The sequence below is a fragment of the Binatus sp. (SeqCode) genome (assembly GCF_036522015.1).
GTDB lineage: Bacteria > Desulfobacterota > Binatia > Binatales > Binataceae > Binatus.
The window spans coordinates 1-13,452 of the sequence record NZ_DATDGQ010000119.1 but is presented as its reverse complement, the minus strand read 5'-3'; the positions used below and the strand labels follow the sequence as shown (position 1 = coordinate 13,452).

The window sequence follows — 13,452 nt, the reverse complement described above, 5'->3', positions numbered from 1 at the left end:
CAAACCGGGAGAGGTCATCCGAGGATATTTATATCCTTGGATGGGTGAGGGCGCTGGCATCGAGCGCCATGCGGGCGCCCTCACCCGCGCCCCAGGCGACCTCCCCCGGGCGGGAGAGCTAGAATTCGAGTGATGCGGAAGAAGGCGCCAACCGATCCCATAATTCTCGATCGCGCACGCCGCATGCGGCGGGAAATGACCGAACCTGAACTCAAGCTCTGGAGCATTCTCCGAAACCGGGACCTGGTCGGCGTCAAGTTCCGGCGCCAGGTGCCGATAGGAAATTACATCGCCGACTTCTGCTGCCTTGCCTATCGACTGATTGTTGAGTTGGACGGGGGACAGCACGCTGCGCAAGAAGCCGCTGATGCATCGAGGAGTCGTTTCCTGTCGGAAGAAGGGTTTCGGATTCTGCGGTTCTGGAATGATCAGGTGTTGAGTGGCTCCGAATTTGTAGTGGCGGAGATAGTTGCGGCTATCATTGAGGAGGTGCGAGCGCCCTCACCCGACGCGCGAGGCGCGCGCCGACCTCTCCCGAGGGGAGAGGTATAAGAGTAACCTCGCACAAATGGTTCGGGACACTGAAAAGAAGGTGGTCGGCGCGATTGAAGCGGCGCTGTTGCGAGCGGAGGTTCGTGCCGGCTCATCTATACTCATCGGGCTTTCCGGCGGCGCTGATTCGGTTTCGCTCATCTCTGCGTTGATAGAGTTGCGTGAGAAGTTGGGATTCAAAATTTCGGCGGCGCATTTGAACCATCGGATTCGCGGTGCCGAGTCCGATCGCGATGAAGAGTTCGTGCGTGCGATGTGCGCGCGGCTCGGTATTGAGTTGATCGTCGAGCGTGCCGGCGGGCTTGATAGATCGACTTCGCCTGGGAACCTCGAGGAGCGGGCGCGCGATGCCCGGCGCGAGTTTCTGTTGCGCGTTGCGGAGCGCGTTCAAGCTGATTTTGTTGCGCTGGGGCACCATCGTGATGATCAGGCTGAGACTGTGCTGATGCGTCTGATGCGCGGCGCTGGGGCGGCGGGCTTGGCTGCGATGGCCGAGCGCGGGCCGGGACGGCTAATTCGTCCGATGTTGTCGATTTCGCGCGCCGAGATTCGTGAATATCTCGACGCTCGCGCGATTCCGTTCGTGGAAGATTCGTCGAATTCGTCGCGCGACATCTTGCGCAACCGGATTCGCGCCGACTTGCTGCCGATGCTCGAGCGCGAGTATGCGCCGGGCCTGAGTGGGCGGCTGGTCGAAGTTGCGAGCGAGATGCGCACGCTCGACGAGCTCGTCACGTCGATCGCCGCGCGCGAATTTGACGCGATGCGCGTCGGCGGCGGCGCGCTCGACGTATCCGGCTTCGGCGCGGTGAATCGCGCGGTGCGGGCGGTCGTGATTCGGCTGTTTCTTTCCGAGCGGCTGGGGACTTTGCGCAAAATCTCGCGCACGCACGTCGAGAGTGTGCTTCATCTTATACTCGACGGCGGCCCGAGCGACTCGATCGACCTTCCGGGCGGCTGGCGCGCCGAGCGCGAGTACAATCTTCTTCGGTTCACGGATGCGCGTGAGCGCAAGGCCGGCAGCGCGGATTTTTCGGTGGCGATTGCGCCGGACGGAATCACAATCGTCGAGGCAGCGGGGTTCAAGTTCGAGGCTTCGACAATTGCCGCGGTGGACGCCTCGATGCCCGACGGTTTGTCAGTCGCAATGTTTGACGCCTCGAAAATTGCCGGCGTGGGATTGGTCGCGCGCAGTTTTATGAAGGGCGACCGGATTCATCCGATCGGCATGCGTGGCACGCGCAAGGTTCACGACGTGTTCGTTGATCGCAAGTTGGCGCGCGCGCGACGCGAGCGCTTCCCGGTCGTCACGCTCGGCGACACGATCGCGTGGCTTCCCGGACTGGCACGCGCGGAGTGCGCGCTCGTCATCAAGGCCACCGAAACCGTACTGCGCGTTGAGGCGTCTGAAATCGCCACTTAGCGCATACCACGTTGCGTGCGTATTAACCTGCGTGATACTTTCGTAATAGCATGAACCAGTTTTCACGCAGTATTGCGCTATGGCTAGTGCTGGGACTGATGTTCCTGCTGCTGTTCAATATTTTCAGCAGGCAGCAACCCAAAGAACCCGAAATAATTTTCTCGGACTTCCTCAACCAGGTCGACAAGGGCCAGGTTGCGCAGGCGACGATTCAGGGCGACCTGATCAAGGGCGACACGGTCAGCGGGGACCATTTCAAGGTCAACGCGCCCGCCTACCCTGACCTGGTCAAGACGCTGCGCGAGAAGGGCGTCAAGATTGCGGCCAAGCCGGCCGAGGGCGACCCGTGGTGGATGGTCGCGCTGGTCCAATGGTTCCCAATAATCGTGCTGGCGGCGCTGTGGATTTTCTTTATGCGCCAGATGCAGATCGGCGGCGGCAAAGCGATGTCGTTCGGTAAGAGCCGCGCCAAGCTGCTGACTGAGAACACGCACAAAGTGACGTTCGGCGACGTCGCGGGAATCGACGAGGCGAAGGACGAGCTCGAAGAGATAATTCAATTTTTGCGCGACCCCAAGCGCTTCACTCGCCTCGGCGGCCGAATCCCCAAGGGCGTGCTGCTGGTCGGCGCGCCTGGGACCGGCAAGACTCTCCTCGCGCGCGCGATCGCCGGCGAAGCGGGCGTGCCGTTCTTCTCGATTTCGGGCTCGGACTTTGTCGAGATGTTCGTTGGCGTCGGCGCATCGCGCGTCCGCGACTTGTTCGTGCAGGGCAAGAAACATGCGCCGTGCATTATCTTTATAGACGAGATCGACGCAGTTGGACGTCATCGTGGGGCGGGCCTCGGCGGCGGTCACGATGAACGCGAACAGACGCTCAACCAGTTATTGGTCGAGATGGACGGATTCGAAGCAAACGAGGGCGTGATCCTCGTCGCGGCGACCAATCGCCCCGACGTGCTCGATCCCGCGCTCCTGCGCCCGGGTCGATTCGATCGGCGCGTGGTGGTGCCGCTCCCCGACGTGAAGGGTCGCGAGGGCATCCTGAAGGTGCATACGCGCAAGGTTCCGTTGTCCGACGACGTCGATGGATCCAAGCTGGCGCGCTCGACGCCAGGCTTCGCGGGCGCCGACCTCGAGAACCTTGTCAATGAGGCTGCGCTGCTGGCGGCGCGCCGCAACAAGGACAAAGTCGAGATGTCGGACTTCGAGCTGGCCAAGGACAAAGTCATGATGGGCGCGGAACGGCGCTCGATGGTGATGTCGGGCTCGGAGCGCAAGATAATCGCGTACCACGAGGGCGGGCATGCTCTGGTCGCGATGCTGCAGCCCGGCGCGGACCCGGTCCATAAAGTTACGATCATTCCGCGCGGGATGGCGCTCGGCGTCACGCAGCAATTGCCGATGGACGATCGCTACACCTATCCGCGCGATTACCTGGTGACTCGCCTTGCTGTGATGTTCGGCGGACGCACCGCGGAAGAACTCGTGTTCGGGCAGATGACGACCGGCGCGGGCAACGACATTGAGAAAGCGACCGAGCTCGCGCGCAAGATGGTCTGCGAATGGGGCATGAGCAAGGAGCTCGGCCCAATGACCTTTGGGCGGCGCGAGGAGCAAATCTTTCTTGGCCGCGACATCTCGCATCATAAGGATTACTCGGAGCAGACGGCGCTCGAGATCGATCGCGAAGTGCGCAAGATAATCGACGATTCGTATCAGAAGGCGCGCCAGCTTTTGTCGGATCACCTGGTGCTGCTCCATGCGATCGCGGCGCGGCTGCTCGAAAAGGAAGTGCTCGACGGCAGCGAAGTCGAAGCGATGGTGACTGCCTTCCGCGAAGGGCGTCCATTGCCGCCGTCGCCGGCCGCGGTGCGTAACGATATGCCGCCGCGTCCAGGCCCGGACACCGGCAAGGAAAAGCGCGTCGAAGACGAAAGCCCGGTGCCAGGACTCCCGCCGAAGCCGGTTCTCGTCTAGGCGTCTCGCGCGCGGGTATCGCGTTGCTCTGAACGATTCGATTCGCCACCGCGAGTCGGGTGTCGCGCGGGCGGGGGAAGTGGGGCAGATGCGATGCGACGCGCGCCGACTCAATCCAAATCCTCATCTATTGATCGCGGTGACTACAGACAGACGCCGCGATTTTCGTTCTCAAAACTCAAGCTGGCTGACGGCCGCGTAATCAAGTTCCCCGCGGTGATGGGCGTGCTCAACGTCACGCCCGACTCCTTCTCCGACGGCGGCCAATACCTGGACCCGGACCGCGCCGTCGAGCACGCGCTCGCGATGGAAGCCGCCGGCGCCGACGTGATCGACGTTGGCGGAGAATCGTCGCGTCCGGTGGGCGCGGTTGAAGTGCCAATAGAAGTTGAGCTCGCGCGTGTGACGCCGGTCCTCGAGCGCCTCGGAAAACTGCTGCGAACGCCAATCTCGATCGACACGCGCCGGGCCGCCGTCGCGCGCATCGCGCTCGAATCGGGCGCGGCGATAATCAACGACATCACTGCGCTCGAACACGACCGCGAGATGGCGCCGCTGGCGGCGCGATCGAAGTGCGCGGTAGTGCTGATGCATATGCGCGGCGGTCCCGCCAACCATATCGAGTTCGCGCGCTACCGCGACGTGGTACGCGAGGTCGTCAAGCATCTTGAGGCCCGCGCGCGGTTTGCCGTCGACTCAGGAGTCGCGCGGTCGCGAATTATCGTCGATCCGGGACTAGGTTTCGCCAAGACCGCACAGCATAATCTCGAATTGTTGGCCGCCTTGCCCGACCTCTGTGCGCTCGGCTATCCCGTAATGGTGGGAGCCTCGCGCAAGACCTTCGTGGCGCGAATCTCGGTCGGCGCCGCCGCTGACTCCGGCGAGCGGGATCTGGAATTCGGCACGGCGGCCGCGAACGCGCTCGCGATTGCGGCCGGCGCGTCGATCGTGCGCGCGCATGACGTCAGCGCCGCGGTCGCCGCGGTGCGAATGGCCGCGGCAATGACGGGACGGGATCAACGGTTCAGGCGCAATGCATAGCTACATACCAATGATACCGCAGCCGCGATGGCAGGACATCCTTGACGTCCTGATCGTGGCCTACGTGATCTACCGGATCGCGCTTTTGATTCGGGGCACGCGCACGATGCAGATGGTGTTGGGGCTGGTGATCGTGGGCGGTGCGTTCGTCGCGTCTCAAGTGCTCGGACTGTTCACGCTCAACTGGCTGCTGAATAATTTTCTTGGATCGTTGTTCGTGATCCTGGTGGTTATCTTCCAGGCCGATATCAGACGCGCGCTGACCCGCGTCGGTGCGCAATCCTTTCTCGGCCGCAACGCTGCCGCCGTCACGCCTGCGGAGGAAATCGCGACTGCCGCGGCGTGGTGCTCGACGCGTCGCGTCGGTGCGCTGATAGTGATCGAGCAGGACGACGGGCTGGGCGAATTCGTCGAGAGCGGCAGAGTCGTTGACAGCAAGGTCTCGCCGGAACTGCTCGAAACGATTTTCATGAACGGCTCCCCGCTGCATGATGGCGCCGTGATAATAAATGGAGACAGGATACTCGCGGCGGCGTGCCTGTTGCCGCTGTCCCAGAATCCTAACGTCAGCCTGTCGCTTGGCACCCGTCATCGCGCGGCGATTGGGCTGAGCGAGGACAGCGACGCGTTGGTGCTGGTTGTATCCGAAGAGAGCGGAACTATTTCTCTTGCGCGCGGCGGAGTGCTCAGTCGTGGACTGGAACCGGCCGAGGTTTTGTCCACGCTGAGGAAACTGCCGGGCTAGGAGCGCCGAACCAGAAGAGCGACGCACCATGAGGCTGGGCGATTTCAAATATCTGTCTGCGGCAACTGGCTCGCGGCGGCTTCGCGACAGCAATATCGGGCTGCGAGTTTTGGCCGTGGCGCTGGCGATTGGACTATGGATGTTCGTCAATACCGCCGAGCGTGGCGCTGTCGAGTCGCTCAATGTGCCTATCAGCTACAGCTCGCTGCCGGAGGGGATGGTGATCGTGAACCATCCGCCGACGGTTGTGAAAATCGAAGTCACCGGTCCGAGCTCCCTGCTGTCGTTGTTGGATCCTGAGCGCCTCACACTCAAGATCGATCTTCGCAGCGTTTCCACCGGGCAATCCGAGTTCAAAATAGAGCCCGCGATGTTCAACGTCGGACGGAACACCGCAGTGACCAGCATCTCGCCGGATCAATTGTCGCTTGATCTCGATCGTCTGGTCACGCGCGACGTGCCGGTACATCTGGCCGTCCAGGACCGGGTTGCGCCGGGCTACACGATTTCGTCGGTGGATATCAACCCGCCGAGCGTTACCATCGTCGGGCCCAGCCGCTACGTGTCGCCGCTAACGTTCGTCAGGACCGAGCCGTTCGAGCTGAAGGGGCTTACTGCCGAGACCAATCGTTCAGTCGAGATCGCGCCGCCCGATCCGTCGCTCGGATTGTCCACCGGCCACGTCGACGTGCGGGTCAATGTCGCCGAGGCGATTACCGACCGTGAATTTCGCGCAGTGGACGTGGAGGTCAAGGACAGTGATTTCAAGTACCGCGTCGTACCGAAGCAGGCCACGCTGACGATTCGAGGCCCGGCGGTCAAGCTGGCCGGCCTCGCGCCCAAGGGGTTGGCGTACGTTGACGCGAACGGCCTCGCGCCCGGCTCGCATGAATTGCCGCTGCAGGTGACCGTTCCCGACGGGATGCAGTTGGTGCGCTCGTCGCCCGACAAGGTTAGACTGCGGATGTATCGCGAGAAGCTGACCACCACCGCCGATGAGCACCCATCGTAAACTGTTCGGCACCGACGGCGTCCGCGGAATCGCCAACGTCGAGCCGATTACGTCGGAAACCGCGCTGAAGCTGGGCCGCGCGCTTGCGCACGTGTTCCGCAATACAAGCGGGCGTCATCGCAAAATTCTCATCGGCAAGGACACTCGCCTCTCAGGTTACATGCTCGAGACCGCGATCGAGTCCGGCATCTGTTCGATGGGCGTTGACGTATGGCTGGTCGGTCCGCTGCCGACACCCGCGATCGCGTTCCTGACCCGCAGCATGCGCGCCGACGCGGGCGTGGTGATTTCGGCCTCGCACAATCCCTTCGAGGACAACGGGATCAAGTTTTTCTCGCGCGAAGGCTTCAAGCTCGACGACGAAACCGAGCGGCGGATCGAAGCGCTGGTTTTCGACGAGGGCGAAATCGCGAAGAATCGTGCGCGTCCGGACGATATCGGCAAGGCCGCGCGAATCGACGACGCGCTGGGCCGCTACCTGGTTTTTCTGAAGTCGTGCCTGCCGCGTTCAGTAATTTTCGACGGACTGAAGGTAGCGATCGATTGCGCCAACGGTGCGGCCTACAAGGTCGGTCCCGAGGCGCTCGAGGAGTTGGGCGCCGACGTGGTGGCGATCGGGGTCGATCCCGACGGCAAAAACATCAATCTGAACTGTGGCGCGATGCATCTCGACGCGATTCGGCAGACCGTTCTGCGCGAGCACTGCAACGTCGGCGTCGCGCTCGACGGCGACGGCGATCGCGTGATGCTGATCGACGAGCGCGGCGAAGTCTGGGACGGCGACGACGTCATGGCGCTGCTCGGGCGCAAGCTCGCCGCCGAAGGCCGGCTGAGCGGCAACGCCGTTGTCGGCACCGTGATGAGCAACTTCGGACTTGAGCTCGCCCTGCGCGACGCGGGCGTGCGGCTGATCCGCACCGAGGTCGGCGACCCCGCGGTCGCGCGCGAGATGCGCCTCAACTCGTACAACCTCGGCGGTGAGCAGTCGGGCCACGTGATCTTCATGGACCACTCGACCACCGGCGACGGGCTGATCAGCGCGCTGCTGGTGCTCGCGCACCTGGCTGAGAGCGGGCGGTCGCTCGGTGAACTTCGCGCGATGCGCCGTGTGCCGCAGGTGCTCGAAAACGTGCGCGTCAAGAATCGCATACCGCTGACCGACATGCCCGATGTTCAACGAATAATCGCCGACGCCGAAAAGCGCCTCGCAGGCTCCGGCCGCCTGCTGGTGCGATATTCGGGGACCGAGATGCTCGCGCGCGTGATGGTCGAAGGCGAGGACGGCGTCCAAATCAAAACCCTGGCCCAGGAAATCGGCGCCGCAATCCAAAAGTACGCCGGCGCGCTCTGAGTATTATTTTCGCTTGACGCTTTGCGGCCTGGATCCCAGCGCTTTCAGATAGGCTTTAACCGTACGCGTTAGGCCCATGTAGAGCGCGTCGGATATCAGCGCGTGGCCAATCGAAACTTCCTGCAAGCCCTTCACCGCTCTCGCATACGCCGGAATGTTCTTGAGATCGAGATCGTGGCCCGCATTGACGCCGAGCCCGATTTTTCGCGCGAGGCGCGCAGCCTCGCGATGCGCCGCGAGAATTTCCTTCCCAGAGGGCGTGCCGAACGCATGCGCATACGGCCCGGTGTACAGCTCAATCCGATCCGCACCGAGCTTTCGCGCGCGTTGGATCTGCGTCGCGTCGGTCTCAAGAAAAAGACTGGTGCGGATACCCGCGTCACGGAACCTTCCGAGCATCACGCCGAGCCAATCCGCCGCGCCGCTCGTCAGATTCCATCCCGCGCTCGAGGTCAATACTCCCGGCGGGTCGGGCACCAGCGTCACCTGCGTCGGCCGCACGCGCATCACAAGCTCGACGAACTCGGCACCCGGGTAACCTTCGATATTGAACTCGACTGTCATCATCGCGGCGAGATCGAACACGTCCTGAAACGTGATGTGCCGCGCGTCGGGTCGCGGATGCACCGTGATCCCGTGGCATCCCGCGGCGATACAGGTGCGCGCAGCCTCGACCACGCTGGGAATATCTCCGCCGCGCGCATTGCGCAGCGTCGCAATTTTGTTGACGTTGACGCTGAGACGAATCATTCGAACCCCGAGGCTACCAGAGCGACACCGCGCATTCACGGGTACTGCGCATGGTGTTACAGTACAGTCGAGGTCCGAGATGAAGGCGAACTGGAGAGAGCGAATTGTCATTGAGCCCGCGATCCATCACGGGGAGCCCTGTATCAAGGGCACGCGCGTGCCAGTGAGCGTAATCGTGGCGAGCATCGCCGACGGCGACACCCCTCAGCAGATCATCGACGCATGGCCGCACCTGACTGGCGCCGACATCAAGGCCGCTCTGAAATTCGCCGCCGAAGCGGTAAACAACGCGGACTTCGTTCCCATTCAGCGCACCAATGGCCGGTGACAGCGCGCGTTAAGATCGACGAGGACCTCCCGCGGCAGATTGCCGACTTGGCGTCCGCTCGAGGCTACGACGCGGCGACTGTCGTAGGGCAGGGCTGGCAGGGAGCGTCCGATGACGAGCTATGGCCGCGCGTTCAGAACGAGGGACGCTGGCTGATCACGGCAGACAAGGGGTTCGCCGATTTGCGCCTCCATTCGGTTGGGAGTCACGCCGGTGTGATCCTGCTGCGCGCATGGGAAGAGAGCCGCCGCGCGTACCTGGAACTTGCCGCCATCGCGCTTGATAGGCTCAAGCTCGACGACCTTGCCGGCGCTATTGTGGTAGTGACACATCAAAGCGTCCGCATCCGCCGTGCGCCGCTCAAGTAAGTTCGACCAACTGGAGTCGATCACCATGATTCTTCTCGACGCCACCCAAAGCCGCGAACTCGATCGCATCAGCCAGGACACGTATGGCATTCCATCGTACTCGCTGATGACGCGCGCGGGCGAGGCCGTTGTCGACGCGCTCGTCGAGCGGTTTCCCGACGCGACGACCGACGTGCTGGTCGTCGTGGGCAAGGGCTTCATCGGCGGCGTCGGATTTGTCGCGGGACGACGGCTCATTCAGGACGGCTTTGCGGCGCGTGCGGTGCTGCTCGGCCGCGGCGCGGACTTGAAGGGCGATGCGGCGCGCGCGCATCAGGATTTTCGCGGCAAGGGCGGCAAGGTGATCGAGGCATCGTCGGAGTCGAGTCTCGACGCCGCGCTCGGCAAAAAGCCGAGCGCGGTTATCGACGCTATCTTTGGCACGGGCCTCAACGCCGAGGTGCAAGGCTTGCCGCGCCGCGCGATCGAGCTTGTCAACTCGTTCGCGGTGCCGACGGTCGCCGTCGATATCGCGTCAGGTGTCAATTCTGACACCGGCGCGGTGATGGGCGCGGCGATCCGGGCGTCGCAGACGGTGACGTTCGGGTTCGCGAAGTTCGGCGACGTTTCATACCCGGGCGCCGGCCAATGCGGCGAGTTGCGAATCGTCGATATTGGCTTTGCGCCGCACGCGATTGACGAGATTGCACCGCGCGGCCGGTTCCTCGAGCGCGCCGACCTGCAGCATCTGATTCGCCCACGGCCCGAGAACTCGCATAAAGGTATGTACGGGCATCCGCTGGTGATCGCCGGCAGCCGCGGCAAGTCCGGCGCCGTGTTGCTCGCGTCGCGCGCGGCGCTAAGGACAGGCGCGGGCCTGGTTACCGCCGCGATGCCCGAATCGATCCAGCCGATCGTCGCGGCAGGGCAGGCCGAGCTGATGACGGAGCCGATCGCGGATCGCGACGGTCATTTTGACGGCGCGCACGCGCCTGATGCGTTGAAGATGCTGCTCGACGGCAAGAACGCGCTGATCGTGGGGCCCGGAATCGGCGTAACAGATGATACGAAGCGCCTCATCGAATGGCTGATCTCGGACGCGTCTGAGCCCGACCGTCCGATGTTGATCGATGCGGACGGTCTGAACGCGCTCGCGGCGATCGGTTGCGAGTCTTTGAAGCGCGCGCGCGGTCCCGTCGTGCTGACGCCTCATCCGGGAGAAGCGTCGCGGCTGCTTGGCGTGTCGACGACGGCAATCAACGACGATCGCGTGACTGCCGCGCGCACTTTGGTGGAGCGGACCGGCGCGTGCGTGCTGATAAAAGGATCGCGCTCGGTCATCGCGTCTCCCGACGGCGACATCTATATCAACTCGACCGGGAATCCCGGGATGTCCACGCCCGGGATGGGCGACGCGCTGTCGGGAATCGTCGGTGCGCTGCTCGGACAGCATCTGCGCCCGCTCGACGCGCTCGCGCTCGGCGTTTTTCTCCACGGCTACGCGGCGGATCGCGTCGCGACGCGGATGGGGCACGTCGGCTATATCGCGGGCGACCTGATTGACGAGCTGCCAGCCGCCCTTGAAGCACTAACCAGGTAGTTGAGCTATTGTAGTAACTGAGTAATCGAGATGACTAACGCCGCAACAGACTCAGGCGCAACTGTGGTCATGGTGATCGAGAGCCGCTCGCCGCACGAGACCAAATCGTGGGGACGCCGGCTCGCCTCGCTGCTCGAAGGCGGCGAGCTGCTCGGCCTGATTGGCGATCTCGGTGCGGGCAAGACCTGCTTCATCAAAGGCCTCGCGCGCGGACTAAGCTTGCGCGAAGAGGACATCCTGAGCCCAACCTTCACGATGATCCAGGAGCATCACGGTCGCTTCCCCCTCTATCATATCGATCTGTACCGTCTCGAAGAGGTGACACTCGACGACTTGGGCCTCCGCGAATACCTGTTCTCCGAGGGCGTTGCGGCGGTGGAATGGTTCGAGCGTCTGCGCGGCGGCACCGAGATGGAATACCTCTCGGTGCGAATCAGCTACGCCGGCGCCAACCTGCGCCGCATCGAATTCAGCGCCGCCGACTCGCGCCACGCGCAAATCATTTCAAAGTTGAAGCGCAGCTTCGCCTGATAAGATCGCAGGGTCCCTAAGAAGCAGCTTCTGGAATTCCGTTCCCCTTCCCGCTCGGGAAGGGATTAGAGGTTAGGTTTTGCTCATCTCGCGACGTAGCGGATAGTCCACGACGATCGCTCGACCACTGGTGATCGCTCTCACAAAATGAAGCGCGTTCGGCGGAACGATCGCGACGAACCCAGGACCGGCTACCTGCTTCATGCCGCCGATCGTCACTTCCAGCTGCCCTTCGATCACGTTCCAGACTTCTTCGTTCGCATGCGAGTGTTCATGGATCGTCGAACCCGCCTCGAAGACATAGTGGCCGAAGGTCATGCTCTCCGAATCGAAATATTTACCCTTCCAGCCGGGCAGCCGCTCAATGGTCTTCAGCTCGTTGGTGTCGATGAAAGGCATCTGCTTATCTCCGCATTCACGTCTGATATCTATCTTAACCGCCCGCCGGATCTAAAGTTACGCCGGCATAGGGTCTGGTTTGCGCCCCATTTTCCGATCATAATACTCGATTACCCCATTTTTCAGGGCGAACAGGTCATTTAGTGGGATTGGTCGTTCAAAAATACGGTGGCACTTCAGTCGGTTCGATCGAACGAATCAAGGCGGTCGCCGATCGCGTCGTCAAGTCACGCGACGGCGGCGATCGGATCGTCGTGGTCGTGTCCGCGATGGCTGGCGAGACCAATCGGTTGTTCCAGCTCGCTTCCGAACTGAGCGAAGCACCAAGCGCGCGCGAGACTGACGTGCTGGTCGCGACCGGTGAGCAGGTCTCGGCCGCGCTGCTGGCGATTCGGCTCCAGTCGATGGGATATCCGACGGTTTCTTTTCTCGCGTTTCAAATGAACCTGACGACCGACTCGAATCACGGCCGCGCGCGAATCAAGTCCGTGCAATGCGATCGCGTGATGCGCTCGCTAAATGACGGCAAAATCGTCGTCGTGGCAGGATACCAGGGCGTCAATCCCGACGGCGACATCACAACGCTTGGCCGTGGCGCTTCGGACCTGACCGCGGTTGCACTCGCAGCGGCTCTCAAAGCCGACACGTGCGAAATCTACACCGACGTGGACGGTGTCTACACCGCCGATCCCAACGTCTGCCCCAAGGCAAAGAAACTCGGGCGCATTTCGTATGACGAGATGCTCGAGATGGCGGGCCTCGGCGCCAAGGTCCTGCAAACCCGTTCGGTGGAACTCGCCCGCCGCTACAACGTGCCGCTCGTCGTCCGCTCCAGCTTCGGTGACGCTGAGGGGACATGGGTCGGACAAGAGGATCGGTCAATGGAGGACGTGCTCGTTTCGGGCGTAACGCTCGACCAGAATCAAAGCAAGATAACAGTGGCCGGTGTCGAGGACCGTCCCGGACTCGCGGCGAAGATTTTCAGCCCGATCGCCGATGCGGGAATCGTCGTCGATATGATTATCCAGAATGCCAGTGCCGACGGCCGCACCGATATGACGTTTACCATCGGGCGCGAAGATCTGAAGCGTGCGCTCGAAATTGTCACGCGCACAGCAGCCGAGATCGGCGCATTGAACGTGCGCCACAACGACCAGGTCGCCAAAGTGTCGGTGGTCGGCGTCGGCATGCGGACCCATTCAGGGGTCGCCTCCACCATGTTCCAGGTGCTGGCAACCGAGCGAATTAATATCGAGATGATTTCGACCTCGGAAATTAAAGTGTCGGTCGTGGTCAATTCGAAATACGGCGAGCTCGCGATGCGTGCGCTGCACGACGCGTTTATCAACGGCGACGGCGGCCCGAACGCCGCGCCGCGGGAGTCAGTTTGAGTC

The 13,452-nt window shown here is 62.5% G+C and carries 14 protein-coding genes; 12 read left to right on the top strand and 2 right to left on the bottom strand.

The genetic code is table 11. From position 1 onward, the window contains the following. Positions 1–132 precede the first annotated feature (132 nt). From VIW95_RS17455 to glmM, 7 genes are all read left to right on the top strand, one after another. The gene (locus tag VIW95_RS17455) at positions 133–552 is read left to right on the top strand and encodes an endonuclease domain-containing protein (RefSeq protein ID WP_349259293.1); all 420 of its coding nucleotides are present in this window, start codon (positions 133–135) and stop codon (positions 550–552) included. A gap of 16 nt (positions 553–568) precedes the next feature. Further along, complete coding sequence (gene tilS / locus VIW95_RS04940) at positions 569–1,975, top strand: tRNA lysidine(34) synthetase TilS (RefSeq protein WP_331584309.1); 1,407 nt, start codon at positions 569–571, stop codon at positions 1,973–1,975. A 50-nt stretch (positions 1,976–2,025) separates the two neighbouring features. After that, a complete protein-coding gene (gene ftsH / locus VIW95_RS04935; protein WP_331584308.1) occupies positions 2,026–3,954 on the top strand; it encodes an ATP-dependent zinc metalloprotease FtsH in 1,929 nt (642 codons plus the stop codon). A gap of 93 nt (positions 3,955–4,047) precedes the next feature. After that, entirely contained in the window at positions 4,048–4,995 is a 948-nt protein-coding gene (folP, locus tag VIW95_RS04930; protein WP_331584307.1) for a dihydropteroate synthase, read from the top strand. Between the two features lie 10 nt (positions 4,996–5,005). Further along, entirely contained in the window at positions 5,006–5,740 is a 735-nt protein-coding gene (cdaA, locus tag VIW95_RS04925) for a diadenylate cyclase CdaA (RefSeq protein WP_331584306.1), read from the top strand. 28 nt (positions 5,741–5,768) lie between these two features. Beyond that, a complete protein-coding gene (locus VIW95_RS04920; protein ID WP_331584305.1) occupies positions 5,769–6,752 on the top strand; it encodes a CdaR family protein in 984 nt (327 codons plus the stop codon). Continuing rightward, positions 6,736–8,103, top strand: a complete 1,368-nt coding sequence (gene glmM, locus VIW95_RS04915; RefSeq protein WP_331584304.1) for a phosphoglucosamine mutase — start codon at positions 6,736–6,738, stop codon at positions 8,101–8,103. The genes VIW95_RS04920 and glmM overlap by 17 nt, the downstream gene beginning before the upstream one ends. A 3-nt stretch (positions 8,104–8,106) precedes the next feature. Here glmM and VIW95_RS04910 read toward each other — a convergent pair whose 3' ends face one another. Next, complete coding sequence (locus tag VIW95_RS04910; RefSeq protein ID WP_331584303.1) at positions 8,107–8,853, bottom strand: pyridoxine 5'-phosphate synthase; 747 nt, start codon at positions 8,851–8,853, stop codon at positions 8,107–8,109. Between the two features lie 79 nt (positions 8,854–8,932). On the opposite strand from VIW95_RS04910, the gene VIW95_RS04905 reads away from it, so the two are divergent. Genes VIW95_RS04905 through tsaE form a run of 4 tightly spaced genes read left to right on the top strand, consistent with a single transcriptional unit; the run spans position 8,933 to position 11,659 of the window. Beyond that, on the top strand, positions 8,933–9,181 hold the full coding sequence (locus VIW95_RS04905) for a DUF433 domain-containing protein (RefSeq protein WP_331584302.1): 249 nt from the start codon (positions 8,933–8,935) through the stop codon (positions 9,179–9,181). Further along, positions 9,178–9,549 (top strand): DUF5615 family PIN-like protein, encoded by a 372-nt coding sequence (locus VIW95_RS04900; RefSeq protein ID WP_331584301.1) that lies wholly within the window; start codon positions 9,178–9,180, stop codon positions 9,547–9,549. Before VIW95_RS04905 ends, VIW95_RS04900 begins: the two co-directional genes overlap by 4 nt. A 25-nt stretch (positions 9,550–9,574) precedes the next feature. Next, positions 9,575–11,128: an NAD(P)H-hydrate dehydratase gene (locus VIW95_RS04895; protein WP_331584300.1), complete on the top strand. Its 1,554-nt coding sequence runs from the start codon at positions 9,575–9,577 to the stop codon at positions 11,126–11,128. 30 nt (positions 11,129–11,158) lie between these two features. Continuing rightward, positions 11,159–11,659 carry a tRNA (adenosine(37)-N6)-threonylcarbamoyltransferase complex ATPase subunit type 1 TsaE gene (gene tsaE / locus VIW95_RS04890; protein WP_331584299.1) on the top strand — a complete coding sequence of 167 codons (501 nt, stop codon included), beginning with the start codon at positions 11,159–11,161 and terminating at the stop codon, positions 11,657–11,659. Positions 11,660–11,731: 72 nt separating this feature from the next. On the opposite strand, the gene VIW95_RS04885 is transcribed toward tsaE, so the two are convergent. Continuing rightward, entirely contained in the window at positions 11,732–12,058 is a 327-nt protein-coding gene (locus VIW95_RS04885) for a cupin domain-containing protein (RefSeq protein ID WP_331584298.1), read from the bottom strand. 143 nt (positions 12,059–12,201) lie between these two features. On the opposite strand from VIW95_RS04885, the gene VIW95_RS04880 reads away from it, so the two are divergent. Beyond that, a complete protein-coding gene (locus VIW95_RS04880) occupies positions 12,202–13,449 on the top strand; it encodes an aspartate kinase (RefSeq protein WP_349259292.1) in 1,248 nt (415 codons plus the stop codon). Positions 13,450–13,452: the final 3 nt, after the last annotated feature.

Excerpts from the sequence above, each read along its gene's own strand:
- VIW95_RS17455 (WP_349259293.1), top strand. The coding sequence starts at position 133 with ATGCGGAAGAAGGCGCCAACCGATCCCATAATTCTCGATCGCGCACGC.
- tilS (WP_331584309.1), top strand. The coding sequence starts at position 569 with ATGGTTCGGGACACTGAAAAGAAGGTGGTCGGCGCGATTGAAGCGGCG.
- ftsH (WP_331584308.1), top strand. The coding sequence starts at position 2,026 with ATGAACCAGTTTTCACGCAGTATTGCGCTATGGCTAGTGCTGGGACTG.
- folP (WP_331584307.1), top strand. The coding sequence starts at position 4,048 with ATGCGACGCGCGCCGACTCAATCCAAATCCTCATCTATTGATCGCGGT.
- cdaA (WP_331584306.1), top strand. The coding sequence starts at position 5,006 with ATGATACCGCAGCCGCGATGGCAGGACATCCTTGACGTCCTGATCGTG.
- VIW95_RS04920 (WP_331584305.1), top strand. The coding sequence starts at position 5,769 with ATGAGGCTGGGCGATTTCAAATATCTGTCTGCGGCAACTGGCTCGCGG.
- glmM (WP_331584304.1), top strand. The coding sequence starts at position 6,736 with ATGAGCACCCATCGTAAACTGTTCGGCACCGACGGCGTCCGCGGAATC.
- VIW95_RS04910 (WP_331584303.1), bottom strand. The coding sequence starts at position 8,853 with ATGATTCGTCTCAGCGTCAACGTCAACAAAATTGCGACGCTGCGCAAT.
- VIW95_RS04905 (WP_331584302.1), top strand. The coding sequence starts at position 8,933 with ATGAAGGCGAACTGGAGAGAGCGAATTGTCATTGAGCCCGCGATCCAT.
- VIW95_RS04895 (WP_331584300.1), top strand. The coding sequence starts at position 9,575 with ATGATTCTTCTCGACGCCACCCAAAGCCGCGAACTCGATCGCATCAGC.
- tsaE (WP_331584299.1), top strand. The coding sequence starts at position 11,159 with ATGACTAACGCCGCAACAGACTCAGGCGCAACTGTGGTCATGGTGATC.
- VIW95_RS04885 (WP_331584298.1), bottom strand. The coding sequence starts at position 12,058 with ATGCCTTTCATCGACACCAACGAGCTGAAGACCATTGAGCGGCTGCCC.